We start from the raw sequence: 17,000 nt of genomic DNA on the forward strand, positions 1-17,000 counted from the left end.
TAACAATCGAAGTTCAATTATCTAAAGTATTTCTATAAAATTTTATTAATTGGTTTAGGTTTGATTTGCTTGTCAACCAAACAACCAAACAACCAAACAACCAAACAACCAAAAGTATAAATGAAAAAGTTTTTAGACGAGGATTTTTTATTGCAAACGGAAACGGCAAAGGTGTTATATCATGAATATGCCAAGCACATGCCTATTATTGATTATCATAATCACTTGATTCCGGAGCAAATTGCAACTGATAAACAGTTCGACAATATTACGCAGGTTTGGCTTTATGGTGATCATTACAAATGGCGTGCTATGCGTACTTTTGGTATCGATGAATATTACATAACCGGAGCTGCTTCTGATTGGGAGAAATTCGAAAAATGGGCTGAAACTGTCCCTTATACGTTAAGAAATCCTTTATACCATTGGACTCACTTGGAGCTTCAGCGCTATTTTGATATCCACGATTTACTTTCGCCAGCAACAGCGAAAAAGATTTGGGATGAATGTAACGCCAAGCTACAAACTAAAGAATACAGCGTTTTAGGTTTATTGAAAAAGATGAACGTAAAAACCTTATGTACTACTGATGACCCGCTTGATAACTTGGAATTTCACCAGCAAATTAAAGCTAAAGGCATCGATTTAGTGGTTTTGCCAGCTTTCAGGCCAGATAAGGCTATGAATGCGGACGATGTTGCAGGCTTGAACCAGTATGTAGATAAACTGGCAGATATCGTTCAAAAGCCAATTACCAATTATCAAGAGTATCTAGCGGCTTTAAAATCTCGTCATGATTTCTTCGTGGAAAATGGTGCATCAGTTTCTGATCATGGTTTAGAGCAAATTTATGCGGAAGATTATACCGAACAGGAAGTAGCTGAAATTTTTCTTAAAATTAGAAGCGGAGCACAAATCACGCCTCAAGAAAACTTGAAGTTTAAATCGGCTATGCTATTTACTTTTGCCCTTTGGGACCACGAAAGGGGATGGGTGCAGCAATATCACCTAGGTGCTATTCGTAATAACAACGATCGTTTGTTATCGTCTTTAGGGCCTGATACAGGTTTTGATTCCATTGGTGATTTTTCTCAAGGTAGAGCTTTGGCTAAGTTCTTAAATAAATTAGATGCTGGTAACAAGCTAACAAAAACCATTTTGTACAACTTAAATCCGGCAGATAATGAACTGATGGCTACCATGATTGGTAATTACCAAGATGGAACCGTTGCAGGAAAAGTGCAGTGGGGCTCAGGTTGGTGGTTTTTGGATCAAAAAGACGGCATGACCAAGCAAATCAACGCCTTGTCTAACATGGGCTTATTAAGTCAGTTTGTGGGCATGCTAACCGACTCTAGAAGTTTCCTATCATTCCCTCGTCACGAGTACTTCCGCCGCATTTTGTGCGATTTATTTGGTACCGACATAGAAAATGGAGAAATTCCTAACGATATAAAATTGGTTAGCCAATTAGTGGAAAATATTTGTTATCACAACGCAAAAGCCTATTTTAGCTTTTAAGTAACAGATTTTTTAATCACCTAGTGGGAGAAAGGATAAGATTTAGTGAAGTTATCTAGGCCTTATACCTTTCGCCTTTTACCTTAAATAAATGAAAGTTTTAAGTTTTGGGGAATTATTATTACGCATTTGTCCTGATATGGATGGAAACTGGCTTGCGGAAAATCAATTGCCCTTTTACGTTGGTGGCGCCGAGTTGAATGTCGCCACGGCATTGGCGCTTTGGGATGTACCATCGGCCTATTTTTCGGCTTTGCCTGATAATTTTATGTCGCAACAAATCATCAATTACGTTAATAAATGTAATATCGATTCGTCGCGGATGCAATTGAGCGGCGACCGCTTAGGGCTATATTATCTACCAAAAGGTAAAGATTTAAAAAATGCCGGAGTAATTTACGATAGAGCTAATTCATCTTTCGCGGCTATAAAACCTCAAACTTTAAACTGGGATGAGATTTTTAAAGATATTTCTTGGTTTCATTTTAGTGCCATTTGTCCGGCTTTAAATCAAGACGCGGCTGACGTTTGTTTGGAAGCAGTTAAAGCGGCAAGTGAACGTGGCATTACCGTTTCAATCGATTTAAATTATAGAGCTAAGCTTTGGAAGTTTGGTAAAGAACCTATTGATATCATTCCAGGTTTAGTGGAGTATTGCGATTTAGTGATGGGCAATATTTGGGCTGCGGAGAAGATGCTTGGTATTACTTTGCCGGCTGATATCGTTAGCATCGATACTAAAGAGAATTATCTTAAACAGGCAGAAATTACTTCGAAGGAAATCATCAATAAATTTCCAAAATGCAAGCATGTAGCCAACACGTTTAGGTTCGACTATAAAGCAGGCATAAGATATTACACTACGCTGTACACCGCAAATCAATTGCATGTGTCTAAAGAGTATTTGTCTGAGCAAATTTTAGACCGTGTTGGAAGTGGCGATTGCTACATGGGAGGCTTAATTTACGGCTTCTACAACCAGCACGAAGCTCAGCAAATTTTAGAGTTTGCTACTGCCGCTGCTTATAACAAATTGTACATTCCAAGCGATTGCACCACCGCTACCGTTCAAGATATTCACCAAACTATAGCTGAAAATGACTAAAAATAAAGAAACTGCAATTCAAGCGATACAACAACAAGGTTTGCTACCGCTATTTTATTACGAAGATCCTCAAATCAGCTTAGAAATTGTCAGAGCATTGTATAAAGGTGGTGTCCGTGTTTTTGAATATACCAACAGAGGCGCTGCTGCTTTAGCTAATTTTAAATTTATTAAAGATGCGTTAAAAACTGAAATGCAAGATTTGTTTTTCGGTATAGGAACCATCAAGAGTGCTGCACAGGCAAAGGAATTTATTGCTGCGGGTGCAGATTTTATTGTTTGTCCAATAATTAACCCGGAAGTAGCCAAACTTACACATGAAGCAGGTTTATTATGGATTCCTGGATGTATGACGCCAACAGAGATTGATTTGGCTCAGCAACATCAAGCGGGCATCATTAAACTGTTTCCAGCCAATGTTTTAGGCGCCGATTTCCTTTCCTCAATTAGAGAGCTTTTTCAAGGTCAGCTATTTGTACCAACAGGTGGTGTTGAAATTGAAGAGAATAATATCGCTAGTTGGTTTAAGGCAGGTGTTTGCGCAGTGGGAATGGGCAGTAAGTTGGTAAGCAAGCAAATTATTGAGCAACGCGACTATGACAAAATTGAGTCGTTAACGAAAAAGACTTTAGAGATTATAAATAAAGTGAGAAACTAATAAATGCACCTACTCTGCTAAGGAAGTTCTCTCCCTTGTGGGGAGAGATCCCGATTTATCGGGAGAGAGGGGGATTTGACCAATTAACCAATTAACCAATTAACCACATAACCAAATAACCAAAATGAACCAAGTTAAACCTAGTAAATACAGATGGACCATTTGCGCTCTGTTGTTTTTCGCAACTACCATCAATTATTTGGATCGTCAGGTGCTTTCCCTCACATGGAAAGATTTTATCAGCCCTGAGTTTCATTGGACTAATAACGATTACGGAAATATCACCGCCTTATTTTCTATTTTCTATGCCATAAGTATGCTTTTGGCGGGTCGTTTTATTGATTGGATGGATACCAAAAAAGGCTTTTTATGGGCTATTGGTATTTGGTCAATAGGTGCAGTTTTACATGCTTTTTGTGGTATTGCTACAGCTGGCTACCTTACCGGCGATTGGTTTGTTGGTTTCGAAGGAGCTAAAGATGCGATTGAAAAAGTAAATGATGTGTCGCTCATCATTAGTGTGAGTGTAACGTTGTTCATTTTTGCTCGTTTTGTTTTAGCAGTAGGAGAGGCAGGTAACTTTCCGGCTGCAATTAAGGCTACTGCCGAATATTTTCCTAAAAAGGATAGAGCACTTGCAACAAGTATCTTTAATGCGGGAGCAACCATTGGCGCACTAGCGGCGCCGTTATGTATCCCGGTAATTGCAAAATATTACGGTTGGGAAATGTCCTTTATTATCATTGGTGCTTTGGGCTTTATTTGGATGGGATTTTGGGTTTTTCTTTACAAAAAGCCTGAAACCAATAGAAAAGTAAACGCAGAAGAGCTTGCCTACATCAACCAAGATGAACAGCTGCAAGTACAGGTGGAGGCATTGCCAGGAAACGATCAAAAACTATCTTTTGGTAAGTGTTTCAGCTACAAACAAACTTGGGCATTTGCATTTGGTAAATTCATGACTGATGGTGTTTGGTGGTTCTATTTATTTTGGATGCCAGCGTACTTATCAGAAGTTTACAATATTAAATCGTCTGATACACAAGGGCAGCTGGCTATTTTTGTACTTTATGCCATTACCTTGCTTTCTATTTTTGGCGGTTGGCTGCCATCTTTCTTTGTAGATAAAAAGAAAATGAACCCTTACGAGGGCCGCATGAAAGCGATGTTGATCTTTGCTTTCTTCCCATTGTTAGCATTATTAACGCAGCCTTTAGGTCACATTTCTTATTGGATTCCAGTAATTTTAATTGGTATTGCTGGTGCAGCGCATCAATCATGGTCTGCAAATATCTTCTCTACTATAGGTGATAGTTTCCCGAAAAGTGCTATTGCTACTGTTACAGGTATTGGTGGTTTAGCGGGTGGCTTAGGCTCTACTTTCATCAATAAGTTCTCCGGTTGGTTGTTTGACCACGCCGAACAAACTCAAATGAAATTCATGGGCTTTCAAGGTATCGAAGCTGGTTACTTCATTATTTTCTCTTTTTGTGCAATAGCTTATCTTATTGCGTGGGTAGTAATGAAATCCCTAGTGCCTAAAATGAAGGTGATTCAACTTTAATCAAATATATCCTCTCTTTAACTAGGAGAGGATATATTAATAATTCAAAAATCTAGTAAATCTATAAACTAAGTAAATAAATAAAATGTCCCTAAACCTAGAAAATTTGTTTCCAGTAGAAACAGATATCCCAGAAGCCTATGCGCTTGAAGGACCTTTAGATCAGCGCAGCTATCTATCCAATGGAGATATGCTTACCTGGTCGGGCGATGTACACACTGTACTGTCACCCATCTGCGTTAAAACCAAAAAAGGCTTGGAGCGTAAGCTAATTGGTACTTATCCGCTTTGCGGCGAAAAGGAAGCGCAAATTGCTTTGGATGCTGCAGTGGCGGCTTACAACAATGGACGTGGCGAATGGCCTACCATGAGTGTGGCGCAACGTATAGATTGCGTAGAGAAATTCACTCGAGATATCATGGCTAAGAAAGATGAGGTGGTAAAACTCATCATGTGGGAAATTGGCAAAACCTACGGCGATTCAGTTAAGGAATTTGATAGAACCATTGAATACATTAACGCCACTATTGATGCATTAAAAGATATCGACCGTAAATCAGCAGGTTTTACCATAGAGCAGGGTATTGTTGCACAAATTCGCCGTTCTCCTTTGGGTGTGGTTTTATGTATGGGGCCATTTAATTATCCTTTGAACGAAACTTTTACCACACTTATACCCGCCCTAATTATGGGTAACACCATTTTATTTAAACCGCCTAAGCATGGTACTTTATTATTTTATCCATTGTTGAAAGCGTTTAGGGATAATTTTCCAAAAGGCGTAGTGAATACCATTTACGGTCGTGGGAACAAAATTATACCGGGCTTAATGGAGTCTGGAAAAATCAACGTGCTTACTTTAATTGGCTCAAGCAAAGTAGCAGATCAATTGAAGAAAATGCACCCTAAAGTAAATCGTTTACGTGCTATTTTAGGTTTGGATGCAAAAAATGCGGCCATTATTACGGCAAATGCCGATTTAAATTTAGCTGTAAAGGAAACAGTACTTGGTGCTTTGTCTTTTAATGGACAGCGTTGTACGGCTCTTAAAATCATTTTTGTGCATAAAAAGCAGGTTGATCAATTTGTGAAAGATTTATCTGAAGAGGTAGCGAAGTTGAAATTTGGAATGCCTTGGGAAGCTGGTGTGTCTTTAACGCCATTGCCAGAGCCGCAAAAGCCTGCTTATTTAAAAGAGCTGATAGAAGATGCCGCGGCGAAAGGAGCGCAAGTGGTTAATCCAAACGGTGGTGAGGCTAAAGAATCTTTCGTTTACCCTGCGGTGGTATATCCCGTAACTAAGGAGATGAAATTATATACGGAGGAGCAGTTTGGGCCGGTAATTCCCGTGGTAACTTTTGATGATATCGAAGAACCAATCAATTATCTGATAGAATCTACCCATGGTCAGCAGGTAAGTATTTTCAGTAATGACCCAACAGAAGTGGCAGCGCTGATTGATCCGATCGTAAATCAGGTGAGTCGTGTGAACATTAATTGCCAATGCCAGCGTGGACCAGATGTGTTTCCTTTTACCGGAAGAAAGGACAGCGCTGAAGGAACACTTTCGGTAGTTGATGCGCTTAGAGCTTTCTCCATCCGCTCTTTGGTAGCAACAAAATTGAACGATAACAATAAACATTTGCTCAACGAAATCATCGATGGCAATAACTCAAACTTTTTAAGTACAAAATATTTATTTTAATGTTTTCACCTAACTTGCTTCGTTTACTGTAAGTTAGGTGTTACGAAAAAAAATATTCTTATTTTTTTTAAAATAATGTATTGAATATTAAAAAAATGTTTTTACATTTGGGCTTACCCTTTCGGGGGTATGTTTTTCATAGGTAGATGTAGGGTCAGGAACTAGTTTCTTGGCCCTTTTTTATTTTAGCTTGTTTTTCTCGTTTTTTAGTCGGTTTAAATGCGTAAAAACCAAGTTTCGTTGTCGCATCTTACAACCTGAAAGAATTTACCATCGCTTTTTACTAGTGAAATTTATCTACCTTTGCAGCCGAAATGAGATTTGAGCTTCGGAAACTTCCTCACATGCTGTGGGAAATTGTCAAAAGTGAGCATACCGTTGATGCATTGCGAAATACTTTGGCGGTAGTAATTCCAATCGTCTTCTTTTTTTATATTGGCTGGCCAACTACAGGAATTGGCGTAGGTATCGGTGCGCTAATGATTTGTATGACTGATTTGCCGGGAAACCGCACAGAAAAATTTAAGGCCGCTTGGATTAGCACTTTGATTTTTGCGTTGGTAGCCTTTTTAGCTGCGTGGAGTACACAATCAGCTTTGCTGATGATTTTTACGGTAGTTGCGCTTACATTCTTGCTAACCATGGTTGGTGTAATGGGGCAACGTATGTCAGCAATTGGGTTAATGGGAATTATTTTAGCTACGTTTACCATCGGACTAAAGCCTAAAAACCCATTACTGTATGCCAACTATATCTTTTTGGGTGGTGTTTGGTATTATTTGATCAGTTTACTGCAAATCTCCATTTTCCCTTATCGTAGTTTAAACAGGGCTATCGCTCAGGCTATTCGAGAAACAGCTGCATTACTTTTTTTAAGAGCAAAAGGCTATAATCCATCCGTAAGTTTAGCCGGTTTCAACAGGCAAAATATCCGTTTACATTTGAGGTTGGCTAATCAGCATGAGTTGATCAGACAATTGCTGCTCAGTGATAAATGTACCATGCAACAGCGGGATGCCAATGCGCAAATGCTCTTGGAAAAATCCATCAGTTTAATTGATTTGTATGAGCAAGTAAGTGCGGTACATTATGATTATCCTTACCTACGGAAAAAACTTGAACATACCAAAGCATTGCCTTTAATTAAGGATGCGATAGAGCTCATGGCAAAAATACTAAGGAAGCCTAGCTCAGCATTGCTGACGGATTTTGAAGGTATCACAGTTGATTTGAAAGAAATTGCGTCAATTTTACCCGTAGAAGAACAAACTTTGATTAACCAAATATCGGCAAATATTGATGAGATTTTTGCTTTAATCATTAGCATCCATTCTCCTCATAGCAGCAAACATTCCGATGAGAGCTCAGGAAGATATACAGATTTTCTAACGGCAAGCCCGGTGCAAGCAACAGCAATCAAAAAGCACTTTTCCTTAAAATCTTCCACCTTTAGGTTCTCACTTCGTTTATCAGCTTTAAGTTTGGCAGCATTACTTTTAATCAATTGGTTATCACCTCAACATTATAGCTATTGGTTGTTGCTTACTATGGTAATTGTGAGTAGGCCAAGTTACGGACAAACCATCAAAAGGAATTTTGAACGCTTAAGCGGTACACTGTTGGGCCTGCTGATAGGGTGGGGTCTAACGCAAGCGGATAGCCTTACATTGCAATTATGCATTAGTGCTGTAGGTTTGTTTGGTTTCTTCGCTTTTAACCGTGTGGCGTATGGTATAAGTGTTGTTTGCATCACGGTAGCAGTTATTTTATGCCTAAATGCATACGAAGGAAATTTGTGGCAATTGCTTACCGATAGGGTTATTTTTACCGTTGGAGGTGTGCTTTTGTGTTTATTGGCTACTTTCTTATTTCCTATTTGGAACGCACCAAGGTTGGGTGATTTGTTTGTTCAAGTGATTAACGCCAACCTCGAATATTTTAGAGCTGCCACAGTTTTAGGGCCATTTGACTTAGAAAAGCTACACGAGAGCAAATTGGCTAGAAAGCAAAGTCATAGGCAATTGGCACAATTAAGCGAAGCAATACAAGCTGCTTTAAAGGAGCCACTACGGAAAAAATTAAACTGGCGCCTAATTAAACGGATGCAGTTGCTTAACTTTCAGTTCAATGTGCTGAATGCCACTTTTGCTAGTAGTCAAAAACAAGGGGCGGCCTTGTTATCACTGGAAGATATCAAAAATATTGAGGCTGACTTGCTTCAATTGCTTGATCAAATACAAAACACGGATTGGTCAAATGCTAAGGAGCTACCGGTGAGGGATGAAAAGCCACTTAACCTAAATGAGGTGTGCAAAGAGATGCTAATGTTAACGAGTTAGTATTTTCGTAGATACAAAACTTTATTTATCTGGAATACTTATTATCGGCCAAAATGGGACGGCAAGGATTCTTATAGCTCGTAGCTTAAGCCGCGTTGTGGTATTTCAGCCTGGTAACCATTTTCTTCTAAAGCTGTTTTAAACGCAGTTAAACTATTGATCTCTCCATGTACCAAAAACACTCTTTTAAGCAAATTTGGGCTTTGTTGTTTCACCATATCCATTAAATCTTCGTGGTCGCCATGGCCGCTTAGTAAATCTGTTTTGGCTATTTTAGCGTAAACCATTAAATCTCTATTTCTTAACCTGATAATTGGGTCGCCTCGTAAAAGTCGATCACCTAAAGTGCCTTTTGCGCAATAGCCAATAAATAAGATGGTGCAGTAGTAATTTTGTACATTATAATAAATGTGATCTTGAATTCTACCGCCTTCAAGCATCCCCGCCGAAGAAATGATAATGCATGGATCCAGGTAATTGGTAACCGCCATGCTTTCTTTCTGCGTTTGCAGGTAAGTTAGGTTCTCAAACTCAAATTCATCACCCTTTAACTGGTAAAAACTCTTAGCCTCCTCATTCACATACTGGTGATGTTTTCTGTAAATATCCGTAGCGTGGTTAGCCAAAGGGCTATCTACAAACACCTCAACAGGTGGCAATAATTTCTTGCTGAAAATTTGATTCAACTTAAAAATCAATGATTGTGTACGCCCAATACTAAATGCCGGGATAATCAATCTGCCAGGGTTTTTAATGCAAGTATCTTCAATAGTTTTAATGAGTACATCATCTAAAGAAGTGTCTTTTGAATGCAGGCGACCGCCGTAAGTGGATTCGCAAACCAAGTAATCTACTTGTGGCAACGTATCAGGATTTACCAATACTGGATAGTTTTTTCTGCCAATATCGCCTGTAAAAGCAATTTTTTTGGTGATTCCGTTTTCATTTACCGTTAACACTGCTGCTGCTGCACCTAACAAATGGCCAACAGGTACAAAGGTTAATTCAATATCTCCGGTAATTTTAAACGATTTATGAAAGCCAATGGTAACAAACCTGTCCATTGTTTCCATCACATGCTTTTGTAGGTAAAGTGGTTGCGGGCCGCTGCTGAACCTTTTTCTTCCTTTTGGTCGGCGTTTTTGTTTTCCCAGGAAGATATTTACCGAATCCATGAGTAAAATCTCGGTAAGGTCTGCCGTAGGGCCAGTGCACAAAATTTGACCTTCGTAACCTGCTCTTACTAAGGTGGGTAAATTGCCTGAGTGATCAATATGGGCGTGTGTCAAAATCACTAAATCAATATCAGCAGGATTAAATGGGAAGATTAAGTTGGCCTCTTGATAAGTGCCTTTTTCGTAATCCAATCCACAATCAATTAATATTTTGTAGTTGTTGATTTGTAAAAGATGCATGCTTCCAGTTACCTGTTGTGCAGCTCCCCATATAGTTAGTTTCATCAAAAGCAGTAAAAAATAAACGCACAATATATGTTTTTTGTATGGAATAGTCGACACTCATTTCCACTTTCAGCCTATTTTTATCTGAATTAAAAACGAGAGCAATTGTATTAAGTTATAGCTCAAAGCTGTAGCAAAATTTCTTTTAGATGATTTTTTTGATATTATTTTCTCGCTTTATAGCTATTTGTTGTGCATTTTTTGATACTAGTTACCGAAAGCGTTAAAGTTTACTGATGCATTTTGGCACAGTTTTTACGATTAGTGTATCAGATCATTATTAATATTAGGGTTTGGTTTTTAAATCAATAATCCACAGTTAATAATGAGAATGAATAGAATTTACTAAACTAAAAATATCAACAAGATGAAAAAGATAATGGCAGTAGTCGCAATTGGTGCAACAGTTTTGGCCTCTTGTGGAAAAAGCGAAAAACAAATAGCATTAGAAAAGCAACAAGCAATTGCTGCTTATCAGGATAGTATTAAGCTAGATAGTTTCAAAAGAGCTGCAGCCGAAGAGCAGCAACGTAAAGTGGAAGAGCAGCATCAAGCTGAACTTGCAGCAGCTAGACGTAGTGCAGCTGCATCGGCAAGAAGCTATCGTTCGTCAAATACGGTAACTACATCATCAGCTGGTGTAACAAGCACTCAAGCTCAAAAGAAAGGCTGGAGTGATGCCGCTAAAGGTACTGTAATTGGTGCTGGTGTAGGTGCACTTGGTGGTGTTTTAATCGATAAAAACAATGCTCGTGGTGCAATTATTGGCGGTTTAGCTGGTGCTGGTGCAGGTTACGCCATCGGTCGTGCAGAAGATAGAAAAAGCGGACGAGTTCAACCAAAGCAATAAACTCTATCATATATAAATGAAGCGCCCATGTGTTAAAGCATGGGCGCTTTTGTTTTGGAAAAACCGAAAGAACATTTAAGTTTTTTAGGTGTTATAGCATTAAAAATACTTTAATTTGTGGACTAGGTCCCTATAAACGGAATAGTAATGAAAACGGATTCAATAGAGATATTTCAAACCATTAGAGCTGCCATGCAGCCATACACTGCACTTGGTTTCACAGCAAGAGCCAATACAGAGCATAATTATGATTTGTGGAGCGAAAAAAATGTAGTAATTGATGGAAAGAAAAAATCGGAGCTGCACTTTGCCGAAGTTAAAGTGTTAAAAGATGCTGTTCAATTTACGGTGTATGCAATTGACATGGCGGGAGAAAAAAAGCAAGGTATTGTAGATCAAAACCTAGCGGCTTATGAAAATGAAAAAGACAATGATTTTACCATAAAACAGCTTGATGATGCATTGATGGAGAACGTGAAAGAAGTTTTAGAGCGGTGCTATCAGCTATTTAAACAAAAGGAATGGGTGTAGAGAGTGAATTTTTTAATGACTTTTTTGACGAAATTAAGCTACGGTTTTACGGCGCAAGTTGGGTGGAGCTTCACCCGTTTAATATTGTTGCGGTTAAGGAAGGAGTATATGTTAACCTTTTGTCTATCGAAAATAGTTTCACTTCACAGCAACTCATTTCTCTACAAACGCTCTATGCTCAAAGTGGTATTTTGTTGGTTCACCTTTGGGAAGATGTTTGGAAGCAGAAAAAATCACAAGTACTTAGCAGGATCAACTCTTTCTGCGGTTTAAATCAAACACTTCATGCCCGCAAAGCAAAAATTACTATTGTTGATGCAACTCAAGCTAAAAATTTTCTAACGGAACACCACTTGCAGGGTTTCTCCAAGGCAAAATTTCATTTAGGCTTGACTATGGGAGGCGAACTTAAGGCAGTTGGGTCTTTTTCTTCATCTCGTCCCATGAAATCAAAAGGCGAGCATTACAAATCTGCCGAATTGGTGCGTTTCGCTACGCATGGCGGCTTTACTATCGTTGGCGGCTTAAGTAAGCTGATCAAAAGTTTCCTTCAAGAAATCAATATTAATGATTTGATGACCTATGCCGATAGGGATTGGTCCGTAGGTAGGGGCTATGATAAATTAGGCTTCCACCTAACTGCTACTACACCTCCAGTTGAGTTCTTGGTAGATACGTCCAACATGTCTCGGTATTATGCTCATCGTTTGCCGAAAAAAATCTTAACCAACTTCGAAGCTCAAAATGTATTAAATTTGGATGAATTTTTAGCCCAAAACGGATTAGTGAAAACGTTCAATACGGGCAACCTTAAATATCATCTTTATACAAATGTCTAATCCAAACCTGCTCGTCGTATTAGGTGCTACTGCTACAGGAAAAACACAATTGGCAGTTCATTTGGCTAGTGTCTTCGGCGGAGAAATTATCAGTGCGGACAGTAGACAGGTTTTTAGGGGTATGGATATCGGTACCGGAAAAGATTTGAATGAATACAGGGTTGATGGAAAGCAGATCCGTCATCACTTGATAGACATTAGAGAAGCGGGTGAAAGGTATCAGGTAAATGCTTTTAAGGAAGATTTTTACGCTGCATTTGAACAAATTAATCAGCGTGCCAATTTCCCGATTTTATGCGGCGGAACGGGGATGTACATTCATAGTTTACTACAAAACCACGAGCTTACTGCTATTCCCGTTAACCTCCATTTGCGTGAAGAATTGATGCTTTTATCTAAGGAAGAGCTTCAAGATAGGATTGGTCAATTTCCTTTGGCATTGCGTTCACATGTGGACTATAGCTCTGCCAAACGTTTGATACGAGCAATTGAAGTTGCCGATTATTTAAGTAAGAACGAAGTGGAAAATGTGCCACGTCCTGTACTTAGTCCACTAGTGATTGGGCTTTACAACGATGTGGAAACCCGCAGGTTTAAAATTGCTGAGCGACTAAAATTGCGTTTAAATAACGGCTTGGTAGAAGAGGTAGAAAAGTTGATTGCCAACGGCGTAAGTAAAGAAATGCTTAATTTTTACGGATTAGAGTACAAGTTTGTGGTTTCCTACCTTAATGGGGAGGTGGATTTTGCTACGATGAATGAGCGCTTGCAAACGGCAATTTTTCAGTTTGCTAAAAGGCAAATGACTTTTTTTAGAAAGATGGAAAAAGACGGGGTGACTATTGTTTGGCTCGAGGCTAAAAATGATAAAGCCGTTATGCATCAGCAAGCGGTGGAACTGGTGGGCAGATTTTTAAATAAAAATGTTGAACATGTATAGATTTCTTGGTGCTACCTTGTTGGTGTTTATAGGCTTGCAATTGCATGCGCAAAAGCAATATCAAGTAATGGATTGGAAAACTGACGTAAGTTTGAATACTTACTTGGTCCAGCAAATGAAAAGCCAGTATCAGTTGCGTAACCTGAAGCTCACGAAAGCATTAACTAGTAAAAATACGGCTATCGCTTATCAAAATGATGTTAAAGCAAAAGCTGAATCACTGTTTAAAAACTTGCCTCCAAAAGCTGCCCTCAATGCGAAAGTTACTGGCATCATACAGCAAAATGGCTATCGAATAGAGAAAGTTGTTTATCAGAGTTTCCAAAATCATCATGTTACAGCGAATTTGTACATGCCAACCGGTAAAGGTCCGTTTGCTGCAGTGTTGTTGTTTTGCGGTCACGAAGATACTTCGAAAGCCACTGAAAGCTATCAAAAAACAGCACAGCTTTTAGTTAAAAACGGTTTTGTAGTGCTGGTGATTGATCCAATTTCGCAAAGCGAACGGGTACAGTTGACAGATGAAAACGGGAAATCTTTAACTAGAGGTTCTACCACTGAACACACATTGTTGAACCTGCAGTCTAATTTGTTGGGTACTTCTGTAGCGGCTTACGAGCTGTTAGATAATGAATGCGGCTTGGATTATTTATTGACTAGAAAAGAAGTAGACCCAAATAAAATTGCTTGCGTTGGAAATAGCGGTGGCGCAATACAAGCCATTTATTTTGCTGCTATTGATGAGCGTGTGAAGGCGATTGTGCCATGCAGCTATCTTTCTAGCAGAGAAAATACGTTGGCTACCAGCGGGGCGGCTGATGGTTGTGCACAAATTCCGAACGAAGGATTGTTGCAGTTGGAGATGAGCGATTATTTGATTGCTGCTGCGCCCAAGCCAATTTTGGTACTTGCAGGCAGGTACGATTTTATTGACTACAATGGTACAGAGCAGTCCGTTGCTGATTTAAAGAAGTTTTATGCCAAATTAGGTTTGGCAAATCGAATTAGTTTTTTTACTTACGATGATGGCCACGGCATATCTAAACCTAAACGTGAAAAGGCAGTGCAATGGCTAAGAAAGTGGTTTTATAATGATGATAGAAAGATTGTAGAGCCTGAGTTAACTGCCCTGAGCGATGTTGAGTTGTTCAGTAGCGAAAAAGGCAAAGTGGTTTTGAGTTATCCGAATGAAGTTGCAGTGCAGCAACTTAACTTACAGCGATTTAATAGCTATGCTCAAAAAAGAAGAGAATTTTCAAGTGGTCCGATAGATTTAAAGCTCAAACGTATTGAAAAGTTCTTAAATATCGGCTCGCTAAATAAAAAAATAGAAGTAGAGGAAGTGGGGCAAGTGGGTAAAGGGAAATTGAACTTCAGCAAAATGATTTTGCGAAAAGACGGCGAACCTCCTATGCCTGTGCTGTTATATCGTCCTGAAAAGCCTGTTAAAAAAGTAGTGATATTTGTAAGTGACGCTGGTAAAGGTAAGTTGGCAGACAGCTTAAGCTTGTTTGATAACTATTTATCCGATCAAAGTACAGCAATAATAGTAGCCGATTTAAGGGGTACAGGCGAAACTGCTGATAAAGCTGCGTTGAACGATCCTAAGTATTTCAGCGAAGATTATCGCAACGCAATGTTGGCTTTGCACATCGGGAAGCCATTACTAGGGCAACGCACCGCTGACATGCTCACGCTTTTCGACTTTTCAGCTAATTTAAATAAGACTGATGTTGCTGAGGTGACGGTCATCTCCTTTGGTAATGTAGGCTTGGCGGCGCTGCATGCATCCTTGTTTAATAATACGGTAAATCAAATGGAATTGCACCACTGTATGCAATCGTTTAAGGAGGTTTTTGAAAATCCATTAGGTAAAAATAGATATGGATTGGTGGTAGATGGAATAGCGCAATATTACGACATCCCTGATATGCTCCAATGGCAGCAAAACAAGTTGATCAAATTTTAATAAAAAAAAAACGAGCCTTTACTTCCCGTAATCAGTCTATATAAAAAAGATTGATCATGAAGCTCAATAAAATTGGTGTCGTGCTTTTGGCGCTTCCCGCAATTGCTTTAGCCTTATCGTTTAAAAGCAACTTTAATCCGAACGAAAATTTATTTACTTATCAGGGAAAAAGCTATAAACCCGGCGATACCGTTTACGGCTATAAATCGTATACTAAACTGGTAGTGGGAGATAATGATGCGCCTTTATTGTTGGGCGTACCGCATGATGGTACAGTGGTGGGTGATCCGGAGATTCCAGAAACTGGAACGACAGGAAGGGATATCAATACCTTGCCTTTGGCTTTTGAAATCGCTTCAAATTTTAAATCGGCAACAAAGAAAAAACCTTGGATAGTAATTAATACCATTGCTCGTAAGCGTGTTGATCCAAATACTTTTCCTAACGAGGTAGATAAACGTTACACCGATGCGGACGCAAAGGAAACTTACTTGAGTTATCATTCATTGTTATCGGCCGCACGTGCTCAAATGGCAATGGTGCAAAAGACCGGAAAAGGAGCGTTGTTTTTGGATCTCCATGGTCAGGCGCATAGCTACCAGTCGGCACAGCCGTACCTCTCTGTTTCGGGGAAAATGCTGAGCAGTAAATTTATTGATCAAACAGAATTGGGTTATGGTTTGAGTAATTACGCCATTTCGCAGAGCGATGAATATCTCAATCGCCTAGCTGATTCTTCTTCTATAGCAGCTATTGCCAAAGCTCACCCTAGCGTGCCGTTTTCAGAGTTAATTAGAGGTCCATACAGTTTTGGCGGATTACTTGAAGCTCAAAAAGTTGTTGCAGTGCCAGGTACAGTGATTAAAACTTTAGAGCAAAACTCAGCGCTTTTTGGGACGGATGCCAATGGCAATGCAAAAAAACGCCCTTATTTCAATGGAGGATATTGTACAAGAAAATATGGTACTGCTCTGCTAGGTTTAACTGTTGGGCTCGGGGATAATATCTCGGCAATAAAAGCGGAAACACCAGGTATTACTGTTAGAAATAATGAACCAATTAGGACTGTTGCAGCAGAAAGGTTTTGTAGGGCAATTATTTCCTTTTTAAATAAATGGTATGGTTATCAATATGTTATAAAATAGTTATTCAAAATTATATCAGCCGTTCCTTCATTTTAATTAGTGCTCGTTCCTAATGCCGACTGTAAAGTCGGCATTTTTTTTTAAAACAATTTGTTGTGTTTGTAGTTGTGTATTTTTGGGGAAATTTCATACCGTTTTCATGGTATTTCTGTTTAGTTTTTGAGGGTTTTATTGTGTAAAAAATTACACGATAATATTGATTTAAGTTCGTTTTAATCAATAAGTGTAGAAAATATTTCTCTGTTTGTGAAATTAAACTTATTTTCGGATGGTTGATTACTGTTTAATTCTTTTTAAGAATGTTTCAGCCGCCAAACACAATAAAGAAATACACACCATCTTGTTAGGATTTTTGCTTTTAGGAATAATTGCTT

The 17,000-nt window shown here is 39.0% G+C and carries 13 protein-coding genes; 12 read left to right on the plus strand and 1 reads right to left on the minus strand.

Annotated features, from left to right (window positions below; genetic code table 11):
* Nucleotides 1-120 precede the first annotated feature (120 nt).
* The 6 genes from uxaC (at nucleotide 121) to DUT68_RS14270 (ending at nucleotide 8,892) form a co-directional block, all read left to right on the plus strand.
* Nucleotides 121-1,521, plus strand: coding sequence for a glucuronate isomerase (gene uxaC, locus DUT68_RS14245; protein WP_113638883.1), 1,401 nt, complete (start codon nucleotides 121-123; stop codon nucleotides 1,519-1,521).
* A gap of 91 nt (nucleotides 1,522-1,612) precedes the next feature.
* Nucleotides 1,613-2,626 carry a sugar kinase gene (locus DUT68_RS14250; RefSeq protein ID WP_113638884.1) on the plus strand — a complete coding sequence of 338 codons (1,014 nt, stop codon included), beginning with the start codon at nucleotides 1,613-1,615 and terminating at the stop codon, nucleotides 2,624-2,626.
* Complete coding sequence (locus DUT68_RS14255) at nucleotides 2,619-3,284, plus strand: bifunctional 4-hydroxy-2-oxoglutarate aldolase/2-dehydro-3-deoxy-phosphogluconate aldolase (protein ID WP_113638885.1); 666 nt, start codon at nucleotides 2,619-2,621, stop codon at nucleotides 3,282-3,284. The genes DUT68_RS14250 and DUT68_RS14255 overlap by 8 nt, the downstream gene beginning before the upstream one ends.
* Before the next feature lie 124 nt (nucleotides 3,285-3,408).
* Entirely contained in the window at nucleotides 3,409-4,848 is a 1,440-nt protein-coding gene (locus tag DUT68_RS14260; protein WP_113638886.1) for an MFS transporter, read from the plus strand.
* Between the two features lie 85 nt (nucleotides 4,849-4,933).
* Nucleotides 4,934-6,553, plus strand: coding sequence for an NADP-dependent glyceraldehyde-3-phosphate dehydrogenase (locus DUT68_RS14265; protein WP_113638887.1), 1,620 nt, complete (start codon nucleotides 4,934-4,936; stop codon nucleotides 6,551-6,553).
* Between the two features lie 344 nt (nucleotides 6,554-6,897).
* Nucleotides 6,898-8,892 (plus strand): FUSC family membrane protein, encoded by a 1,995-nt coding sequence (locus tag DUT68_RS14270; RefSeq protein WP_214608406.1) that lies wholly within the window; start codon nucleotides 6,898-6,900, stop codon nucleotides 8,890-8,892.
* 71 nt (nucleotides 8,893-8,963) lie between these two features.
* Here the strand turns inward: DUT68_RS14270 and DUT68_RS14275 are convergent, their stop codons facing one another.
* Nucleotides 8,964-10,352, minus strand: a complete 1,389-nt coding sequence (locus tag DUT68_RS14275; protein WP_113638889.1) for an MBL fold metallo-hydrolase RNA specificity domain-containing protein — start codon at nucleotides 10,350-10,352, stop codon at nucleotides 8,964-8,966.
* Nucleotides 10,353-10,719: 367 nt separating this feature from the next.
* Here DUT68_RS14275 and DUT68_RS14280 point away from each other — a divergent pair, with 367 nt between their 5' ends.
* The 6 genes from DUT68_RS14280 (at nucleotide 10,720) to DUT68_RS14305 (ending at nucleotide 16,626) form a co-directional block, all read left to right on the plus strand.
* A complete protein-coding gene (locus tag DUT68_RS14280) occupies nucleotides 10,720-11,202 on the plus strand; it encodes a YMGG-like glycine zipper-containing protein (protein WP_113638890.1) in 483 nt (160 codons plus the stop codon).
* 147 nt (nucleotides 11,203-11,349) lie between these two features.
* Nucleotides 11,350-11,733 (plus strand): hypothetical protein, encoded by a 384-nt coding sequence (locus tag DUT68_RS14285; RefSeq protein ID WP_113638891.1) that lies wholly within the window; start codon nucleotides 11,350-11,352, stop codon nucleotides 11,731-11,733.
* Nucleotides 11,724-12,572, plus strand: coding sequence for a hypothetical protein (locus tag DUT68_RS14290; protein ID WP_113638892.1), 849 nt, complete (start codon nucleotides 11,724-11,726; stop codon nucleotides 12,570-12,572). Before DUT68_RS14285 ends, DUT68_RS14290 begins: the two co-directional genes overlap by 10 nt.
* On the plus strand, nucleotides 12,565-13,512 hold the full coding sequence (gene miaA / locus DUT68_RS14295; protein WP_113638893.1) for a tRNA (adenosine(37)-N6)-dimethylallyltransferase MiaA: 948 nt from the start codon (nucleotides 12,565-12,567) through the stop codon (nucleotides 13,510-13,512). The genes DUT68_RS14290 and miaA overlap by 8 nt, the downstream gene beginning before the upstream one ends.
* Nucleotides 13,505-15,481, plus strand: a complete 1,977-nt coding sequence (locus tag DUT68_RS14300) for an alpha/beta hydrolase family protein (protein ID WP_157960871.1) — start codon at nucleotides 13,505-13,507, stop codon at nucleotides 15,479-15,481. The genes miaA and DUT68_RS14300 overlap by 8 nt, the downstream gene beginning before the upstream one ends.
* Before the next feature lie 56 nt (nucleotides 15,482-15,537).
* Nucleotides 15,538-16,626, plus strand: coding sequence for a hypothetical protein (locus DUT68_RS14305; protein ID WP_113638895.1), 1,089 nt, complete (start codon nucleotides 15,538-15,540; stop codon nucleotides 16,624-16,626).
* Nucleotides 16,627-17,000: the final 374 nt, after the last annotated feature.

It is taken from the genome of Pedobacter zeaxanthinifaciens (assembly GCF_003313335.1).
Lineage (GTDB): Bacteria > Bacteroidota > Bacteroidia > Sphingobacteriales > Sphingobacteriaceae > Pedobacter > Pedobacter zeaxanthinifaciens.